At 71.8% G+C, this 18,893-nt stretch carries 14 protein-coding genes; 5 read left to right on the top strand and 9 right to left on the bottom strand.

The genetic code is table 11. The features are described from left to right. Positions 1-101 precede the first annotated feature (101 nt). Positions 102-2,045: an O-antigen ligase family protein gene (locus AB1K54_RS01845; RefSeq protein WP_371200986.1), complete on the bottom strand. Its 1,944-nt coding sequence runs from the start codon at positions 2,043-2,045 to the stop codon at positions 102-104. 5 nt (positions 2,046-2,050) lie between these two features. Then, a complete protein-coding gene (locus tag AB1K54_RS01840; RefSeq protein WP_371200985.1) occupies positions 2,051-5,344 on the bottom strand; it encodes a carboxypeptidase regulatory-like domain-containing protein in 3,294 nt (1,097 codons plus the stop codon). A 384-nt stretch (positions 5,345-5,728) separates the two neighbouring features. Here AB1K54_RS01840 and AB1K54_RS01835 point away from each other — a divergent pair, with 384 nt between their 5' ends. Beyond that, the gene (locus AB1K54_RS01835; protein ID WP_371200984.1) at positions 5,729-6,544 is read left to right on the top strand and encodes a D-alanyl-D-alanine carboxypeptidase family protein; all 816 of its coding nucleotides are present in this window, start codon (positions 5,729-5,731) and stop codon (positions 6,542-6,544) included. A gap of 51 nt (positions 6,545-6,595) precedes the next feature. Here the strand turns inward: AB1K54_RS01835 and AB1K54_RS01830 are convergent, their stop codons facing one another. The 4 genes from AB1K54_RS01830 to AB1K54_RS01815 all read right to left on the bottom strand — a co-directional run bounded on the left by AB1K54_RS01830 (position 6,596) and on the right by AB1K54_RS01815 (position 10,518). Beyond that, entirely contained in the window at positions 6,596-7,969 is a 1,374-nt protein-coding gene (locus AB1K54_RS01830) for an FAD-dependent oxidoreductase (protein WP_371200983.1), read from the bottom strand. Positions 7,970-8,054: 85 nt separating this feature from the next. Continuing rightward, positions 8,055-9,110, bottom strand: coding sequence for a polyprenyl synthetase family protein (locus tag AB1K54_RS01825; RefSeq protein ID WP_371200982.1), 1,056 nt, complete (start codon positions 9,108-9,110; stop codon positions 8,055-8,057). Between the two features lie 9 nt (positions 9,111-9,119). Continuing rightward, positions 9,120-9,893, bottom strand: a complete 774-nt coding sequence (locus AB1K54_RS01820) for a demethylmenaquinone methyltransferase (RefSeq protein WP_371200981.1) — start codon at positions 9,891-9,893, stop codon at positions 9,120-9,122. 79 nt (positions 9,894-9,972) lie between these two features. After that, positions 9,973-10,518 (bottom strand): DUF402 domain-containing protein, encoded by a 546-nt coding sequence (locus AB1K54_RS01815; protein ID WP_371200980.1) that lies wholly within the window; start codon positions 10,516-10,518, stop codon positions 9,973-9,975. A gap of 415 nt (positions 10,519-10,933) precedes the next feature. Here AB1K54_RS01815 and AB1K54_RS01810 point away from each other — a divergent pair, with 415 nt between their 5' ends. From AB1K54_RS01810 to AB1K54_RS01795, 4 genes are all read left to right on the top strand, one after another. Then, the gene (locus AB1K54_RS01810) at positions 10,934-12,229 is read left to right on the top strand and encodes an isochorismate synthase MenF (protein WP_371201157.1); all 1,296 of its coding nucleotides are present in this window, start codon (positions 10,934-10,936) and stop codon (positions 12,227-12,229) included. Positions 12,230-12,548: 319 nt separating this feature from the next. After that, positions 12,549-13,802: an amidohydrolase family protein gene (locus AB1K54_RS01805; protein ID WP_371200979.1), complete on the top strand. Its 1,254-nt coding sequence runs from the start codon at positions 12,549-12,551 to the stop codon at positions 13,800-13,802. Further along, a complete protein-coding gene (locus tag AB1K54_RS01800; RefSeq protein WP_371200978.1) occupies positions 13,799-14,140 on the top strand; it encodes a TIGR04076 family protein in 342 nt (113 codons plus the stop codon). Before AB1K54_RS01805 ends, AB1K54_RS01800 begins: the two co-directional genes overlap by 4 nt. Next, positions 14,137-15,135: an LLM class flavin-dependent oxidoreductase gene (locus AB1K54_RS01795; RefSeq protein WP_371200977.1), complete on the top strand. Its 999-nt coding sequence runs from the start codon at positions 14,137-14,139 to the stop codon at positions 15,133-15,135. The genes AB1K54_RS01800 and AB1K54_RS01795 overlap by 4 nt, the downstream gene beginning before the upstream one ends. 161 nt (positions 15,136-15,296) lie before the next feature. Here AB1K54_RS01795 and AB1K54_RS01790 read toward each other — a convergent pair whose 3' ends face one another. Genes AB1K54_RS01790 through AB1K54_RS01780 form a run of 3 tightly spaced genes read right to left on the bottom strand, consistent with a single transcriptional unit; the run spans position 15,297 to position 18,865 of the window. Next, complete coding sequence (locus tag AB1K54_RS01790) at positions 15,297-16,976, bottom strand: DUF885 domain-containing protein (protein WP_371200976.1); 1,680 nt, start codon at positions 16,974-16,976, stop codon at positions 15,297-15,299. 39 nt (positions 16,977-17,015) lie between these two features. Beyond that, on the bottom strand, positions 17,016-17,816 hold the full coding sequence (locus tag AB1K54_RS01785; protein WP_371200975.1) for an ABC transporter permease: 801 nt from the start codon (positions 17,814-17,816) through the stop codon (positions 17,016-17,018). Continuing rightward, entirely contained in the window at positions 17,813-18,865 is a 1,053-nt protein-coding gene (locus AB1K54_RS01780) for an ABC transporter ATP-binding protein (protein ID WP_371200974.1), read from the bottom strand. Before AB1K54_RS01780 ends, AB1K54_RS01785 begins: the two co-directional genes overlap by 4 nt. Between the last annotated feature and the right edge of the window lie 28 nt (positions 18,866-18,893).

Genomic DNA, 18,893 nt, shown 5'->3' with positions numbered 1-18,893 from the left:
AGCGTGCACAACGGCGGGGCATCAGCCCGACGCGCCGACGAGCGGATGCCTCGACCCGGCGTGTCGCCGCAGAGGCCTGTCATGCGCTCCGCGTCGGCCGCCTAACGCTCCCTCACCCTCGCGTCACGCTCACCCTCTTCGGATCGGACGACGCACGCATCGTCACCGAGAGCGGCGCAGGCGTCCCGCAGCGCGACCCAGCTGGACGTCGAGTCCGGCGCGAGCTCGACGGCGCGCTCCAGCGCCGGTCGCGCCCCCGCCGCGTCACCGCCGACGAGACGTGCGACGCCGAGCTCGTGATGGATGCGCGGGTCCGCCGGCGAGAGTTCGGCCGCCTTCGCAAGGTACCCCGCGGCCAGATCGTCCTCTCCCCTGCCGAGGGCGACCATTCCGGCGACGTACTGGGCGCGCGAGGACGAGGGAAGAGCCTCCGCCCCTCGCCGAGCCCACGCGGCCGCCGGATCAGCGGCGCCTGCGAGCCCGTGGTCCATGGCGGCTCCGAGCGACTGCGCAGCGACCAGCGCGACGTCCGCGTCCCACGGACGAAACGCCTGTGCGGTGTCGAACGAGGCGACAGAGCGATCGAGGTCACCGCTCATGATCGCCCGCCGACCATCGAGGAGCGCCGCATCGGCGATCGTGCATGCGAGCAGGAACGCGAGCCAAACGCAGCCGATCACCGATGCCGCCACAACCCATGACCGTGCCGTCGGTCCGCGTGGCGGCACGGCGACGAGCAAGCCGACGAGCATCGCAAGGGGCGCGAGCGTCGTCGGCGAGGTGACATGCGTCAGCAGCGCGACGCCGGCGGCCGGAATGGCCACTAGCGCACCGATGAGCAGGTCGCGGTGGGCGAGGGATGCCGCGCGCGCGTGACGGACGCCGACGACGAGGGCACCGCCGACGACCAGCGCAGCCGCCAGGACACCGGGGATCCCCCCGACGAGCGCCGCTTGCAGCACGATGCTGTGGGGCGAGTCGAGGATCGCTCCGGCCTGCGCTCGCGTGAACCACTCGTCGCCGAAGTGGGGCGTGATCGCGTCCGCGAAGCCGCTGGGACCCACTCCGAGCCAGGGAGAGGACAGGAAGAGCCGCCACGCGTCGTCCCACATGTAGAAGCGATCGGCGACGGTCTGCTGAGCGAAGGCACCAAGCCCGAAGAGCCGGTCGCGGGTGAGCGGCACGGCCACGGCGACGAAGAACGCGGCGACGACAGCCCCGACCGCGATGAGCCCATCCCGACCCCGCCTGGGCGATCTCGCCACGAATCGGACGGCGAGCGCGAGCGCGACGACACCCAGCGCCAGCAGACCCGCCCGCGACGCGGACGTTGCGACCGACACCACTCCCGCCACGAGCCCTCCCCCGGCCCACCAGACGATCCGTCCCGTGCGCCGCCACGTCCCGATGAGCACCGAGCCGAGTACAGCCGCGAAGATGGCGCCGAGAATGGCCTGGTCCGTGGCGTTGCCCGCGAGAGAGCCGGGTCTGAGGAGATCGCTGTCGATCGGACGCAGCCCCATGCTCTCGAGAACCCCGACCACGGCGAGCAGCACGGATGCCGTGGCCAGCGACACGACCGCGTGACGCAGTGCCGGCGCGCTCGTTTTGGTCCCGAGGAGGCGCGCTCCCGCCCACCCGGCAGCCACGAGCACGGGAAGCGCGACGAGGCCTTCGTACCGGGGAGCTCGTCCGAACAGCTGCGCGATCGGAGCGTCTGCGCTCAGTGCGCCGATGATGAGGACCACGGCAACGGCACCGATGAGCACGAGCAGCCATACCGGCAGGCGTCCCGTCGGCGGCACCCACACAGCCAGAAGCGCCGCCAGCACCACGCAGAGGAGGGTCGGCCAGCCCCAGCGGTCGTTCAGGCCCGGGAGCATGGCGATCGGGGCGAGGCACAGCAGCCAGATCGCGATCGCTCGAAGGTGCGCGGGCACTCCGGCGAGCGAGGGATCGCCGCCTCGGCGTCGCGTTTCGGTGCCCGCGCGACGAGGCACGGTGCGATCGGCCCCCGACGACCGCACCGTGCCTCGTGCCGCCATGTGCGTCAGCTGAGCACTCGCCGACGCCAGGCGATCACACTGCCCAGTGCGATGAGCACGATTCCGAACGACAACGCCACCACCGGCAGCCCCCCACCGGTCACGGGCAGACTGCCCGAGCCGCCTCCGGTCGACGGTCCTGCCACGGCCGACGTCGCCGCGAGGTCGTACACCTCAAGCGGGGCGGATCCGACGAGGTCCGACTCCAGGCCTGTGGCGACGACATCATGCGCGCCGATCTCGGCATTCTGCGCAATGGTCACAGCGGTCGTGAACGCTCCCTCATCGTCGGCGACCAAGGTTCCCAGCTCGATCGGTTCGGAGTGCAGCTCCAGCAGCACCGCTTCGCCGGGGAGGAAGTACTGACCGGACACGACGATCTCTTCGCCGCGCTGAGCGCGCGATGCGGAGACGGTCACGGAGGGCGGAACCTCGCCGACGACGATGGTGCGCTCGACCGAGTCGAACCCTGGCTTGGTCGCCGACACCGACACGCTGAGAACGGCGCCGACAAGGCTCGCGTCAGGCGTGAACCGGTCTGCAACCGCATCTTTGATCGGCAGACCGTCAGCCAGCCACTGGTAGACGAGGGCCACTGGTCTCGGCCCCCAGCCGGATGCGTCGACGATCGCCTCCACCCCGACGCGCGCCTTGCCGACGATCCGCGGGTCGCTGACGGAGAGGTTCCCCGCCGCCACCCGGGACGTCGCCGCGCTGGTCTCGACCGCCTGGGCGTACCCGGGCTTGGTGCCCGTGACCACGACGGTGATCGGCTTGCTGAGGTGGTCGACATCCGGGGTGAACGTCTCACCGGTCGCCCCTCCGACCGGCTCGCCGTCGACCAGCCACTGGTACGAGAGCTCGACCGAGTCCGGTCCCCACTCCCCGGCATCCGCTCTCAGCGGATCGCCGACCCGGGGCGTGCCCGAGATCGTCGGCACCGCCGTGATCAGGTCCCCCGGCGCGATGGGTCCGATTTGCGGTGAAGCCACCGACGCGGAGTCGTATCCGGGCTTGGCGCCGAGCACGACAGCCCGCACCGTCTTGCCCACGGCGTCCGCATCAGGGGTGAACGTCGCACCCTCGGCCCCCGGCACGGGCTCGTCGCCGACGAGCCACTGATACGTCAGCGTGACGGGAGCCGGGCCCCAGGTCCCGGGGTGCACGGTGAGTTGCTCGCCGACCTGAGGCGTACCGGTGATCTGCGGCGATCCCACCGCGAGAGGGAGCAGTTCGGCGGCGGTGATCGGACCAAACGGCGTGCTGGTCGCTGATCGCGATGGCAGGCCCGGCGTCGATCCCGTCACTGTCACCGTGACGGTCTTGCCGACCTCGGTCGCGCCCGGAACGAAGGTCTGGCCCGTCGCTCCGGGCACCGGGGTCCCCGCGACGGCCCAGTGGTATGCCAGCGTGACGAGGTCGGTGTTCACGACTCCCGCGGAGGCGGTCAGCACACTCCCGGCTGCCGTGTCGCCCGAGATGATCGGGGCGGCCACGACCACATGGTCCCCCGCAGAGACGGACAGCCCGGTCGCAGGGTGGTGCGCGGCGACGGCATAGAGCCCCGGCTGGGTGACGGGAATCTCCTGTCGAGCGAGTGTGAGCGGGATGTCGTCGACGACGGTCGCTGCTCCCTCGCCGTCTCCTCCGACCACCCGCACGAACCAGCCGTCGAGCTCACCGGCCCCCTCGACCCACAGGCGCAGTTCGCCGTCCACGGCCCCGGACGCGACCGACGGGGTCGGCACGGGTGTGACCGAGCCGTCGCATCCCGGGCGCAGCGTCGCGTCGACGGCGTCCTGCGACATTCCGACCTCCGGGGTGAAGGAATCGGCACCCGCGAGCGTGGCTTTGTCGTTCCAGTACTGCGAGCAGTAGCCGGCCGCCTCGAACCCGACGGTGTACGTGCCGGCAGGGAGCGATGTCTTGCCGGGCGTGAACCACTCGCTGAACGAGTAGTCGCCCTGCGCCGTGATGCGCCGCACCACTTCCCAGGAGTCTCCGCTCCACCGGTACGCCGTGGCGAATGCACTCGACGGCGTGGAGCCGTTGAACGAGAGAGTTCCGTTCACCCTCACACCGGTGTGGAGGGTGAAGTCATAGCCCGTGAGCGCATCTCCGTCGGCGACAACGATGCGCTCAGCCTGATCGAGCGTGGGCGCTCCAGGGTAATACTGCGCCGCTGCGGGGTTCACGGCTCCCCACGGATCCGCCTCCAGGACATACTCCCCCGGTGCCAGACCGGTCAGCACATAGCTGCCGTCGGCGTCATCGGCAGTGGCTTGAGCTGCCCACAGTCGACCTCCGGCATCGTTGATCGAGTAGGCCGTCACCGTGAGACCGTTCTCGATCGACGCCTGGTAGTTGTCGACCTGCCCCGCGATCGATGCACTGGCCACCAGTGAGGCGTCGATGCCCGGGATGGATGCGCCCGCCGCGACAGTGACCGCAGTCGCGGCGAAGTAGTCATGCGTGTTCGGCCAGTACTCGTTCACGAGGCCGCTTGCGGGTTGGGCGGAGAAGTACACGCGGTACTCGCCGGGCGCCAGACCCGAGAGCGCGTACGTCCCGTCGGCGGCCGTCGTCGCCATCGCATAGCCCGCGCCCGATGCCGACACCGACACCCCCGCCAGCGGTGCGCCGGTGCGCTCGACGGTGACCGTCCCCGTGATCGATCCGGAGTCGAGCTCTTCTGCCTCCGCCGCGATCGCCGATCGCGTCCCCACTGCGGCACCGGCGCGCGAAGACGCCGAGGTGGGACTGTCCTCATCCCCTGGCGCGTCCGCGACCGCCCGCGAATCGTCACCGGCGGCGGCGGTCGCGGCGACTCCCGACGGATCGCCGCCGGTCTCTGCCGCAGCCGGCGCGGTGGGGGGCGCCCCGGCGCCGTCAGTCGCGGTCAGGGCGGCGTCGATGCCGACCTGACTCTCTCCTGCAGCAAGGGTCACCGCCTCTGCCGCCGCGATGCCGCTCCTGCCCGGCCAGTACGACGGGTCGTAGCCGGCGTCGGCGGAGAACAGCACGCGGAACGCGCCAGGCGCGAGCCCGGTCGCGGTGTAGCCTCCCGTCGAGCCGGTGGTCACTGCCGCGCTCTCGGCGCCGGCGTCGTCGATCACCGTGACCCGCACCCCTTCCAGAGGCGCGCCGGTCGCGGCATCCGTCACCGTGCCCGAGATCGATCCCTCTGCGGGTGCCGGAGCCGCGGACGCGGGCGCCGCCCAACCGACGCCGATCGCGACCGTGAAGGCGACGAGCGCGGCGACCGACCGACGCGCAAAAGAGCCCACGACAGATGACATGCTTCCCCCTAAGAAGTCTTGCGGCTTCGTTCCCCAGTACCCCGGTTCCCCAGTACCCCGCGGCCTAATGCGGCCGGCGGGGTTTCGGTCAAGCTAGCGAACTGCCCTTGGCGGGGCGTTACGAGATCGCCTGATTCGGAATCCTCGGAAAAGTCGGACGTCCGGTGTCCCGTTTCAGCGACCGACGGAATTTCCGGAATCCTCGGACGGGCGGGGCGCGGCTCAGGGGCTTCGGGAGGAGCGGGGCCCCTGATGCTGGTACCGAAGCACCTTGGTATTCGCATCTCGGAGAGTGCACAGATGACCAGACGGCACCCAGACGGCGGGCGCGTGCGTACACGCTCTCGACTCCTCCTGACGGCCAGCTCGATCCTTGCTCTCGGAGTGGGGATCGCTCTCGTCGTGGGCGCTCTCAGCACGGTGCGCGTGTCGGACGACTGGAAGACACGAATCTCGTGGCCCTCCGGATCGCGGGCCGCCGTCGGGTTGCAGGGTGACATCGTGACAAGCGGTCCCGCCCCGGACGCCCCCCTGCAGTCCGCGAGCCTCACCAAACTCATCACGGCCCTGGTGGTGCTCGCTCATGATCCGATCGGTCCCACCGACACCGGATGGATCTATCCCATAGAGGCGGCTGACATCGCCCGCAGTCACGCCCTCGCAGATCAAGGACTGCAGACGGCTCCCGTCGTCGAAGGCGCTCCGCTCTCGCAACGCGAGGCGTTGGAGATGATGCTCGTGGGGTCGGCTGCCGACTACACCGAGATGCTCGTCACCCGGACTTTCGGCTCGGTCGACGCGTTTCTCGGGGCGACCGAAACGTGGCTCGCGCAGCACGATCTGACCGACACGCATGTCGTCGACCCCGTCGGCATGGACGCCGCCAACACGACCACTGTCTCCGACATCCTGCGGATCGCGCGCATCGCGCACGAGCATCCCGTGGTCTCAGAGATCGCAGGCACGAAGGTGGCCACCGCGGTGGACGGATCGCCGATCCCCAACACCAATCCGCTCCTGGGCGTCGACGGCGTCGACGGGCTGAAAACCGGAAGCCTCGACGGAGCCTACTCGCTGATCGTCACGGCACCGGTCCACGGTCACGATGCCTTCGTCCTCGTCTGGGATGCCGCCAGCAGCGCTCAGCGCGAGGCCGATGCCGTGCGAGTGCTCGCCTCGCTGCGTGCCGCCCTCGAGTGACGCATGGCTCAGCGGCGCGGGACAACGGCGGGGCGGGCCCGCGCCCGCCGGCTACTCCCCGCGGGAGATCTGCACCATCTCGTCGCGGGGCACGACCTTGATGCGGGCACGCTCGTGGGCCGCGCCGAGGGCGATCTCGTGCGCGTCGAGGCGGTGCCATCCCTCGAGGTTCGTCCACTCCACGCCGCGCTCGGCGAGCAGCGCGACGATGGACTCCTCCGACGGATCGGTCGGCTGCCACCACGACCCCTGGTCGTTGATGAGGTGCCGGATCGTCTCCATCGCGTCGGACTTGGTGTGCCCGATGAGTCCGACCGGACCGCGCTTGATCCAGCCGGTCGCGTAGACGCCCGGCACGCGCTCGTTGTTCTGCTGATGCAGCGCCTGGCCCTCGTGGTTGGGGATCACGCCGTGACGCTCGTCGAAGGGAACGCCGGGCAGGGGCGAGCCGAAGTAGCCGACCGCGCGATACAGCGCCTGGATCGGCACCTCGCGCAGCTCGCCGGTGCCGACGACCCCGCCATGCGCGTCGGGACGCGTGCGCTCGTACACCAGCGCCGACACGCGGCCTGCGGCATCCTTCTTCACCTCGACGGGCTTGGCGTAGAAGTGCAGGTGCAGGCGGCGTGACGCCGTGCCGCCGGCGTTGTTCACCGAGTCGCGCCCCCGCCATGACTGCAGCACCCGGTCGATCACCATGACCTGCTTGTTGCTGGCGATCGCGTCGCGGGACGCGTCGTCGTAGTCGAAGTCCTCGTCGTAGACGACCATGTCGACGTCGCGCAATTCTCCGAGTTCGCGCAGCTCGAGCGGCGTGAACTTCACCTGCGCCGGTCCGCGGCGCCCGAACACGTGCACGTCGGTGACCGGCGAGGCCTTCAGGCCCTGGTAGACGTTGTCGGGGATCTCGGTGGGCAGCAGGTCGTCGGCGTGCTTGGCGAGCATGCGCGACACGTCGAGGGCGACGTTGCCGTTGCCGATGACCGCCACGGATGCCGCCTCCAGCGGCCACTCGCGGGGAACGTCCGGGTGCCCGTCGAACCAGCTCACGAAATCGGCCGCGCCGTACGAGCCTTCGGCGTCGATGCCGGGGATGTCGAGGCCGGAGTCGCGGATCGCTCCGGTCGCGAAGATGACGGCGTGGTAGTGACGCTTCAGGTCGTCGAGGGTGATGTCCTCGCCGAAGCGCACGTTGCCGAACAGGCGGATGTCGCCGCGGTCGAGCACCTCGCGCAGCGCCGTGATGATGCCCTTGATACGCGGGTGGTCGGGGGCGACGCCGTAGCGGACGAGACCATACGGCGCGGGCAGGTGCTCGAACAGGTCGATCGAGACGTCGAACTTGCGCTCGGCCTTCAGCAGGATGTCGGCGGCGTAGATGCCCGCAGGCCCTGCCCCGACGATGGCGAGTCGCAGCTTGGTCATGGATGGTCCTTACTCTCGGGAGTCCGCCGGGCTCACCTGCGAACCGGTCGTTGAGCGAGCGAAGCGAGACGAAACGCGTGTGCGGCTAGCTGGAGCGGTCGGCGACGGCCTGCGCGAAGCGCGTGAGCGCGTCGCGCACGGCGCCGTCGGGAAGCGGCGCGAGGGCGTCGACCGCGTCGCGCGACCACTGCTCGGCGAGCTCGCGCGTCGCGTCGGTGGCGGCGTGGTCGCGCAGCAGCGCGAGGTCGTCATCGAGAATGACGGGGTCGGCCCCCTCGGCGATCTCGGCGACGCCCGCGTCGATCCGCGCGTGCAGCGCGCGCGACGAGGGATCGTCGGCGCGCCCGAGCAGCAGGTACGGCATGGTGGGAACGCCCGCGCGCAGGTCGGTGCCGGGCACCTTGCCGGTCTGGTCGGGGTCGGCCGACAGGTCGATCACGTCGTCGATCAGCTGGAACGCCACGCCCGCCTTCTCACCGAACACCCGCACCGCCTCGACCGACTCGGCCGGCGCGTGGGCGAAGATCGCCCCTGCCTGCGCGGCGGCGGCGATGAGCGAGCCCGTCTTGTCGGCGAGCACCTGCAGGTAGAAGTCGACCGGGTCGTCGCCCTCCTGGGCGCCGACGGTCTCGTGCATCTGCCCGAGAACCAATCGCTCGAAGGTGTCTGCCTGCAGCTTGATCGCCCGGTCGCCGTTGCGCGCCATGAGTTGGCTCGCACGCGAGAACAGCAGGTCGCCGGTGAGGATCGCGACGTTGTTGCCCCACACCGAGTGGGCGCTGGGGACTCCGCGGCGGCGGTCCGCGGCATCCATCACGTCGTCGTGGTAGAGCGAGCCGAGGTGGGTGAGCTCGAGCGCGGTGGCCGCCTCGACCACGCCCCGGTTCGTGCCCTCGCCGAGCTGCGCGGTCAGCAGCGCCAGCATCGGGCGCACGCGCTTGCCGCCCGCGTCGAACAGGTAGCGACTGGTCGCGTCGGCAAGCGCGTCGGTCACGTGCAGTTCGGTGCGCAGGCACTCGTCGACGAGTTCGAGCCCGGATTCCACGGTCGCCAGCAGCCGACGAGACCGCGGTCCCGCGAAGATGCGGTCGCTGAGGCCCAGATTGCTCGCGATGCGCGAGCCCGGCACTGACGGGGTCACCGCACCAGCCTACCCATCCGCCCCGGCGGCATCGCCGGCATCGGCGGGCTTGATGGCCCGATGAAGCGCCACGATCCCGAGCGACAGGTTGCGGTACTCGACGCGCGACCACCCGGCCTGACGGATCCAGCGGGCCAGCGTCGCCTGATCGGGCCAGTCCTTGATCGACTCGTTGAGGTAGTCGTACGCGTCGGCGTTCGAGCTGACGGTCCGGGCGACGACCGGCAGGATGCGGTCGTTGTAGAAGCGGTACAGCCCGTTGAAGGCGCGTGACGGCGGGTGCGAGAACTCGCAGATCACGATGCGTCCGCCGGGCTTGGCGACCCGCAGCAGTTCGCTCAGCGCCTTCTTCGGGTCGTGGACGTTGCGCAGGCCGAACGACATCGTCACGGCGTCGAACTCGTCGTCCGCGAACGGCAGGGCCGTGGCATCCGCTTCGACGAAAGAGAGATTACGGATGCCGCCACCCGGCGCCGTCGGCCCATAGCGGCGCCGCCCCTCGGCGATCATGCCCGGCGAGAAGTCGGCCGCGACGACCTTCGCGCCCGACCTGGCCAGCGACACGCTCGACGCGCCGGTGCCCGCCGCCAGATCGAGGATGCGCTCACCCGGCCGCGGAGCGACCGCACGCGTGGTCGCGACCCGCCACAGCTGGTCGTTGCCCAGGCTGAGGACCGTGTTGGTGCGGTCGTAGCCGCGGGCGACCTGGTCGAACATTCCGCTCACCCGCGCCGGATCCTTGTGCAGATCGGCGCGGTTGGGCTCGTGATCGGTCGGGCTCACCCGTCGAGTCTACGGGTGAGCGCCCGGTGGTCGCCGCTCGCGGTCGCGTGCGAGCGAGCGACGAGTGGGTGCGAACAGCTCAGGGCTGGGTGAGACCGGCCAGCACGCCGAGCCAGTGCGCCGCCGTCGCCGGGTCGAACGGCGCCTCCTCGGCGCGCACGCGGCGCTCGAGGTCGGCCGCGAGACCCTCGAGGTGCTGCACGATGTCGAGGGGATACCCGTACTGCACACGGTGCTCGTCCCACTCGTCGCGGTCGTCGATGAAGATGCCGCGCTCGTCGATGGCCCACACGACGTCGAGGTCCATGTCGATGCCGGTGGGCTCGCCGTCCTGCCAGCGCAGGTCCCACGCGAGGTCGATGTAGATGTGGTACGTCGCCGGGGGCGCCTCGTTGTGCGTGAGCGCGTAGTCGCCGCTCGGCGGCAGGAGCCTCACGCTCGGCCCGGGCGCCGGGAAGTCCCGTCCGGGGCGGTGGCTGCGCCCGCCCGCGGGCTGGCCGAACCAGTCTCCCCATCGGTCGCTGCCCAGGTACACGCATTCGTGAGTCCAGTGCGGCCCGCCGTCCCACTTGCGCCAGCGGAACCGCAGGGGCGTGCCGGGGGCCGGACGCTGGGGAGCACTCATCCGTTCAGCTTAAGACGGCGGCGGATGCCTCGGCACCGGCATCCGCCCCGCCAGCCTCGGCGAGACACCGCGTACTCGCCGAGACCGCACGTCGTCCACGGGAACAGCGTGGTTGCTCGGCGAGACACCGCGTACTCGACGCATCCGCACGGGGCTCGCACGCGCGGGAGACCGACGCATCCGCACGTCGTCCACGGGACCAGCATGGTTGCTCGGCGAGACACCGCGTACTCGCCGAGACCGCACGTCGTCCACGGGAACAGCGTGGTTGCTCGGCGAGACACCGCGTACTCGACGCATCCGCACGGGGGGCTCACACGCGCGGGACTTGCCCCGTGGGAGACCGACGCATCCGCACGCGGCCGATGCGTGCGAGAGGAGGACGCCCGGCGCGCAGTCGTAGGCTGGAGGGGTGATCGACCCGAACCGCCCACCGCACCTGGTGGTCGAAACCCGCGAGATCGATCCGGTCGAGGACCTCCTCGCGTTCGCCGACCCCCGGGAGCCCCTCGCGTGGCTGCGCCGCGGCGACGGGATCGTGGGCGTCGGGTACGTCGGCGGATACGAACGCGGCCCGCACCTTCCGCCCGGCATCGACCTGGCGCGGCTGCCGTCGGCCGCCGACACGTGGCGGCAGATCACGGCGGATGCCGAGATCGATGACCCCCTGGGCCTTCCAGGCACCGGCCTCGTCGCGTTCGGCACGCTGTCGTTCGACGAGCGCTCATCTGCTACGAGCCGCCTCATGGTGCCGCGCGCGATCATCGGCCGGCACCAGGGGCGTTCGTGGGTCACCCGCATCCGCTGGACCGCCGCAGACCTGCCGCAGCCGGCGATCGAGCCCGTGCCCTACGGCCCGTACTGGTCGGGCACCCTGGGGCCCGGAGCCCTCGACCCGGCCGGCTACCAGGCCGCCGTGCGCGCGGCCCTCGACGCGATCGCCGCGGGCGAGGTCGAGAAGGTCGTGCTCGCGCGCGACCTGGTCGGCACGATCCCCGCCGAATCCGACCTCCGCCGCCTCGTGCGGGCGCTGTCGGACGGATACCCCGACACGTGGACCTTCGCCGTCGACGGGCTGGTCGGCGCGAGCCCCGAGACCCTGGTCACGGTGTCGGGCGGCAGCGTCACCGCGCGCGTGCTCGCCGGGACGATCCCGCGCGGGGCCGACGCCGACGACGACGCGCACGCATCCGACGCCCTCGCCCACAGCGACAAGGACGGCAACGAGCACCGCTTCGCGGTGCAGAGCGTGCTGGACGCGCTCGCCCCGCATGCGCGGTCGCTGCGCGCCGACGACGAGCCGTTCACGCTGGAGCTTCCCAACCTGTGGCACCTGGCCACCGACATCGCCGGCGAGCTGCACGACCACGCGTCGTCTCTCGACCTCGTCGCGGCGCTGCATCCGACCGCCGCGGTGGCGGGCACGCCGACGGATGCCGCGATCGAGGTCATCCGCCGCCTCGAGCCGTTCGACCGCGGCCGCTACGCCGGGCCGGTCGGGTGGGTCGACGCCTCCGGCGACGGCGAGTGGGCGATCGCGCTGCGCTGCGCGCAGATCGGAGCGGCGCCCGCGCGGCGATACGCGGAGTACAGCGACACGATTCCGGTCGTCGCCCACGCCGGTGCAGGGATCGTCGCGGGCAGCGACCCCGAGACCGAGCTGATCGAGACGCGCGTGAAGTTCCGACCGATCGTGGACGCGCTGGCATGACACACCGAGCCGAGGCGGTTGTCGAGTGCGCGCGCAGCGCGTGCATCGAGACACCGCCCGATCGTGGACGCCCTGGCATGACACACCGAGCCGAGGCGGTTGTCGAGTGCGCGCGCAGCGCGTGCATCGAGACACCGCCCGATCGTGGACGCCCTGGCATGACACACCGAGCCGAGGCGGTTGTCGAATGCGCGCGCAGCGCGTGTATCGAGACACCGCCCGATCGTGGACGCCCTCGCCTGAACGCCTCGTCCCGGTCTCGGGCGGGGGTCGTACGCTTGCAGGGACTCGAGAGACCCGTCGAAACGCAAGGAGCACCGTGAGCGGAGCACCCGGGCACCTGCCGACGAGCGCAAGCGTGGTCCTGACGAACCTGCGACTCATCGACGGGGTCGAGCCCCGCCCGCAGGACGGGCTCGCGATCGTCGTGGAGGACGGCGTGATCGCGGCGATCGTGCGCGAGGCCGAGGCATCCGCCCTCGGCGCTGCGAGCGCCCGCCACCTCGACCTCGGCGGCGCGCACGTCATGCCCGGGCTCATCAACATGCACACGCACTTCTCGCTGTCGCTGCCCGGCCCCGGCGGCGACGCGGTGAGCGCGCTGAACCCACACGAGCTCGCGCTGCACATGGCCGACACGGCGCGGCGCACGCTGCTGTCGGGTGTCACGACCGTGCGCTGCGTCGCCGAGAAGGGCGGCGCGGACTTCGCGCTGCGCACCGCGATCGCAGACGGCAAGGTGCCCGGTCCGCGCATCTTCACCGCCGGCAAGGCGCTGTGCTGCACGGGCGGGCACGGGCACGACTCCGACGACACGATCGAATGCGATGGGGCGGATGCCTTCGCCCGCGGGGTGCGCAGCCAGATCAAGCTCGGGGCCGACCTCATCAAGCTCATGATCTCGGGCGGCATCGCCGGCGAACACGAAGAGATCACCACCGCGCAGCTCTCGCGCGCCGAGATGGCCGCCGCGATCGAGACCGCGCACGCGTGGGGGCGCAGAGTCACAGCGCACGCCGGTCCGTCCGCGGTGATCGCCGAGGCGGTCGAACTGGGCCTGGACTGCGTCGAGCACGGGTATGAACTGACGCCCGAGGTTTCACGGCTCATGGCCGAGCGCGGCACCGCGCTCGTGCCGACCCTCGTCGTGACGCGCGCGCAGGCGTTCTTCGACGACCTCGGCGTGCCGCGCTGGATGCAGGAGCGCTCGCTGGGTGCGGGTGCGCGTCATCTGCAGTCCTTCGCCTACGCCCTCGAGGCGGGCGTCGAGGTGCTGCTGGGCAGCGACATGCCGCCCTACTGGGACTTCGAGGGCACCACCGCGGTGGTGCGAGAGCTTGAGCACATGCAGGCCGGCGGGCTCGCGGCATCCGCCGCCGTCGTCGCCGCGACGAGCGCGCCGGCGCGCTGGCTCGGCGCCGACGACACGGTCGGCGTGCTCGCGCCCGGCCGGTTCGCCGACCTCGTCGTCACGCCGTCCGACCCCACGGCCGACGTCTCGGCCCTGCGCGGGATCGACCTCGTCATGAAGGGCGGAGTCGTGGTGCGCGACGACCTCGGGAGGGCGCGATGAGCGACGTTCCGGCCGGCCCCGGCGACGCGGTCACTGAGCTCTACGACCTGCGCATCGTGGTCGATCGCATCGAGGGCCGGTCGGTGTGCGGCATGAAGGTCGGCGACCACATCGACCTGGTCGAGTCGAGCCGCCTGTGCCTGCCCGACGGCGGCCACTTCTGCGTGTACGCGCTGCAGGCGGCGCTGCCGCTGCTGCCTGCCAAGCAGCGCAAGCTCCCCGACGGCGACTGGCTCGAGCGCGACGCGCTGGTCGCATGCCCCGATCCCGAGGAACGCCTCATCATGCGCATCGAGAGGCGGGGCATCCGCTCGATGCGCACCGAGGACCTCACGTGAGCGTGGCCGTCTCGCTCGGTCTGCAGACCGACAAGCCCGTCGGCGCGTACGCCCGGCTCGCCACGCTCGCCGAGGACCTGGGCTTCGACGGCGTGAGCGTCTTCAGCGACCTGCTGTACCAGCCGCCGATCGCGGCCCTGCTCGAGATGGCGCACGCGACCAGGCGCATCCGGCTCGGGTGCGCCTGCTGGAACCCGTTCACGCTGCACCCGTACGAGATCGCGGGGCAGTTCGCGATGGTGGATGCCGCCTCCCGCGGCCGCGCGTACCTCGGTCTCGCCCGCGGGTCGTGGCTGGAGGCGATCGGGGTCGAGCCATCCCGGCCGCTCACGAGTCTTCGCGACGCGATCGGGGTGATCCGGGTCTTGCTGAGCGGGTCGGGCGAGGGCTACGCGGGCCGCGCCTTTCGCGTCGAGTCGGGTGTGCGGCTGCGGTACCCGGTGGAGCGGCCGGTGGCGCCGCTGCTGCTGGGCACGTGGGGCGAGCGCGGCATGGCGCTGGCCGGCGAGCTGGCCGACGAGCTGAAGGTGGGCGGCAGCGCGAACCCGGCGATGGTCGGCGTCGTGCGTTCCCGGCTCGAGCCGGGGCTCGCGCGGGCAGGCCGCGCGCCGGGGAGGGTGGGCGTCGTGCTGGGGGCGGTGACGGTCACAGACCGCGACGGCGACCTCGCGCGGTCGGTCGCCCGGCGCGAGGTCGCGATGTACCTCGATGTGATCGCGGCGCTCGACCCGACGGTCCGGCTGCCGGAGGATCTGCTGCCGGCGATCCGGTCCCGGCTCGCCGACGGTGACGACGAGGGCGCCGGCCGCCTCGTGCCGCGCGACGTGCTCGACCTGTTCGCGTTCGCCGGCGACCCGGACGACATTGCCGCGCAGGCGCAGCGGCTCATCGACGCGGGCGTCGACCGCATCGAGTTCGGCACCCCGCACGGCATCGACGCGGCCGAGGGCATCCGCCTGCTCGGCGAGGCCGTGCTGCCGCAGCTGCGGCGCTGAGCCGCCGCGCCCGCCCCGCGCCCCGCCTCCCCCGCCCCGCCCCCGCCCCCGCACCCGCCGCACCCCGTCGAGAAACCTCGTTCTCGCCGAGACCGCATGCTGCCGACGCGGACGACGTGCGGTCTCGGCGAGAACGCACGTCTTCGACCCGCCCGCCGGGCTCAGCCAGCGGCGCCGAGCAGCAGCGCCCGCAGGGGCTCGAGGCCCATCGGGCCGAGCCCGAGCGCGTCGCGGTGGAACGCGCGCAGCGAGAAGGCGTCGCCCTGCTGGGCGGCGCGCGCGGCGCGTGCCTCGTTCCACAGCCGCGCGCCGACCTTGAACGCGAGCGCCTGCCCGGGCCAGCCGAGGTAGCGGTCGACCTCGAACCCGGCGAGCGTGGGCTCGACGAGGGCGAAGTCCACCAGCATCCGCTTCGCCAGCTCGGGCGTCCACGCGGTCTCGGCCACGAGCGGGTTCGCCGGGATCGCCCACCCGGTGTGCAGCCCGATGTCGGCGACGATCCGCACCGACCGCCAGATCTGCCCGAGGATCAGCCCGAGCCGCTCGGCGGGGTCGCGCACGAGGCCGAGCTCGTCGGCGAGCTGCTCGGCGTAGTGCGCCCATCCCTCGGCGTAGCCGTGGATGTGGCACAGGTGCCGCTGCCACGCGTGCAGGTCGGGGTACGAGGCCGTCACGACGAACTGCAGGTGGTGGCCGGGCAGCCCCTCGTGGTGAACGCTGGTGACCTCCTGCCACGACGCGGCCACGGGCACGCCGCTCGGGATCGTCCACACGATGCGCCCAGGGGTCGAGCCGTCGGGCGCGCCGGGCGTGTAGTACACGACGCCCGACGCCGCCTCCGACACGAGGCACTCGACCGTGCGCGTCGAAGCCGGCAGGTCGAACGCGTCGCCGAGCGCGTCGATCGTCTCGCCGACGCGCTGCTCGAGCCACTCGCGAATGACCGGCACCCCCTCGAGCCGGTAGCGCGGGTCATCATCGAGGAAGGATGCCGCGGACCGCACCGGATCATCGCCGGTGCCGCCCAGCTCGGCCGCGAGCGCCCGGGCCTCGCCGACGAGTCGCTCCAGCTCGGACCACCCGTAGGCGTACGTGTCGGCGAGGTCGATGCGGGCCCCGAGCATCGCCGCCGCCATGTCGGTGTAGACCGCCTCGCCGACCCCGTCGACCGTGGGCGCGACGGGCCGCAGCTCGTCGCGCAGCACGGCCACGAGCGCCGTGAGCCTGGCGTTCACCGCGTCGGCGGCGGATCGCGCACGGGCCGCATGCGCGCGCGCGTCGACCGGGATCGACCCGAACCAGTCGTTCGCGACCCACGACTCGACCTGCGCGGCGAGGGTGTCGAGCTGCCGCACCGGCGCGACTGCCGACCCCGTGAACCGCGACGCGTTGTCACGCGCCCAGCGCAGGCTCGCGATGTACTGGTCGACGGCGGCGGCGGATGCCTCGAGCTGGGCGAGCACGGCTGCGCCCGCGGCATCCGGGGTCACCGTCAGGCCCTCGAACGATCCGCGCACGAGGTGCACCGGCGTTGCGAGCCCGGCGACCAGGCGCGGCGTGAAGCCCGTGTCGAACAGCAGCCGTTCGCGCTCGAGGCGCTCGCGCAGGGCCGCGCGCAGCGTCGGATCGCCCGCCCCCGCCGGAAGCGCGTCGAGGGCTTCGAGCGTCTCGCGCTGCAGTTCGTGCTTGCGCTGCAGCCACTCGGGGCCGAGGTCGGCCAGCACCGCAGCGCCTTCGAGCCCCGCCGCCTGCGCGGCGTCGGGCTCGTGCTCAGCGAGTTCGGCGACGTATGCGTCGGCGATGGCACGGACGGGGTCGTTCGAGGGTGCGGCGCTGCTCACCGATCCACCCTACGCGGATGACCGACAGCGCCGAGCGCGTCAGATGCTGCGCTGGTACGCGCGGATCGAGCGCACCGCCCATGCGAAGGCGAGCACCGCCAGCGCGACCAGTGCCGCCGCCTGCAGCCATCCCGCGGGCGGGTACTGCCCCGTCAGGCCGCCGCGGCCGAGCTCGACCGCCCACGTCATGGGGTTGCCGCGGGCGACCGCCTGCACCCAGTCGGGCAGGAGGGCAGCGGGCATCATCGTGGTCGACAGGAACGTCGCCGGCAGCACGATGAGCTGCGACAGGCTGATGAGCGCGATCTGGCTGCGCGCGATGAGCGCGACCGCGGTCGACGCGCAGCAGAAGATCGTCGCGAGCAGGGTTGCGACGACGAGCGCCACGGCGAGGCCTCCGATGCCTCCCGGGTAGCGCGCACCGCCGAGCCAGCCGATCCCGAGCACCACGAGGGACTGCGCGAGGTTGACGATCAGCTGCTGCGCGAGCTGCCCGGTGATGATCGCCGAGCGGTGGATCGGCGAGGTCAGGTACTGGTCCATCACTCCCGAGGCGATGTCGTCGATGAACCCCGTTCCGGCCCACGCGCCCGAGTAGAGGACGGTCATCATGAGGATGCCGGGAACGAGGTAGTCGATGTACCCCGCGCCGCCGAACTGCGGCAGAGCGCCGAGCGAATGGAACACCTGCCCGAACAGCAGGATCCAGATCACCGGCTGGATGAGCGACATCACCGGTCCCCACACCTGCCGCACGATGACGATGAGCCAGCGCCGCAGCACCTGTCCGGTCTGCGTGAACCAGCCCGCGCGCTCGGGCGCGACGGTCGCGGGGATCATGCTGCTGCTCCTTCCGCGTCGGCGGGCGCCGCCAGTGCGCCTGCCTCTGCGAACGTGTGGCCGACGAAGTGCAGATACACGTCGTCGAGGGTGGGGTGGGATGCCGCGACCTGCCCGAACCGGATGCCCGCGGCATCCAGCGCCCCGATCACCGCACCGACGGCGGCCGACGCGTCGTCGGTGCGGGCGGCGAGCACGCCGTCGACTCCGGATGCCTCGACCACGACGTCCCGCAGGCCGGGCACGCCCGCGACCGCCGCACGCACGGCCGCCGCATCCGGTTCGATGAGCGTCACCCGCAGCGAGTCTCCGTGCAGCGCCGCCTTGAGGCTCGCGGGCGTGCCTTGCACGACGGCACGACCGCGGTTGACGATCAGCAGTTCGTCGGCGAGCCGGTCGGCCTCCTCCATGTAGTGGGTCGTCAGCACGACGGTGAGGGGCTGTCTTTCCTCACCGGGTGAAGGCTCCTCGCCGGCGAGCCGGCGGATCTCGGCCCACATCGCCGCGCGCGCCTCGGGGTCCAGGCCCGTGGTCGGCTCGTCGAGGAACAGCACGCGCGGGCGGTGCACGAGCGCGGCGGCGACGTCGAGGCGGCGGCGCATGCCGCCCGAGAAGGTCGACACCGGGCGGCGGGCGGCCTCGGCCAGCCCGAACTGGTCGAGCAGGCGCTGCGCGCGCCCGCGCGCTTCACCCGCCGAGACGCCCCGCAGCCGCGCGGCGATCTCGAGGTTCTCGAGCGCGGTCAGCAGCGGATCGGTGCTCGCCCCCTGCGACACGTACCCGATCGCCGCGCGCACCGCGTCGGGCTCGCGGGTCACCTCGTGCCCGGCGACGCGCGCGGTGCCGCTCGTCGGATGCGACAGCGTCGTGAGGATCTTCGTCGTGGTGGACTTTCCGGCTCCGTTCGGGCCCAGCAGGCCGAATACGCCACCGGCGGGAACCGTGAACCCGAGGCCGTCCAGGGCTCGCACCGCGGGGCGGCGGCCCCGGCCGGGGTAGACCTTCACGAGGTCTTCGGCGACGATCGCCGGTGTACCGTTTTCGGGCATGGCGAGGCATCCCTTCTTTCTGAGGAGG

The organism is Microbacterium sp. BWT-B31, from assembly GCF_041379855.1.
GTDB lineage: Bacteria > Actinomycetota > Actinomycetes > Actinomycetales > Microbacteriaceae > Microbacterium.
Note: the sequence above shows the minus strand (reverse complement) of the source record. Positions and strands in the feature narration are given on the sequence as shown.

Coding starts and splice junctions, on each gene's coding strand:
- AB1K54_RS01845 (WP_371200986.1), bottom strand. CDS start 2,045: ATGGCGGCACGAGGCACGGTGCGGTCGTCGGGGGCCGATCGCACCGTG.
- AB1K54_RS01840 (WP_371200985.1), bottom strand. CDS start 5,344: ATGTCATCTGTCGTGGGCTCTTTTGCGCGTCGGTCGGTCGCCGCGCTC.
- AB1K54_RS01830 (WP_371200983.1), bottom strand. CDS start 7,969: ATGACCAAGCTGCGACTCGCCATCGTCGGGGCAGGGCCTGCGGGCATC.
- AB1K54_RS01815 (WP_371200980.1), bottom strand. CDS start 10,518: ATGAGTGCTCCCCAGCGTCCGGCCCCCGGCACGCCCCTGCGGTTCCGC.
- AB1K54_RS01800 (WP_371200978.1), top strand. CDS start 13,799: ATGAGCGACGTTCCGGCCGGCCCCGGCGACGCGGTCACTGAGCTCTAC.
- AB1K54_RS01785 (WP_371200975.1), bottom strand. CDS start 17,816: ATGATCCCCGCGACCGTCGCGCCCGAGCGCGCGGGCTGGTTCACGCAG.
- AB1K54_RS01780 (WP_371200974.1), bottom strand. CDS start 18,865: ATGCCCGAAAACGGTACACCGGCGATCGTCGCCGAAGACCTCGTGAAG.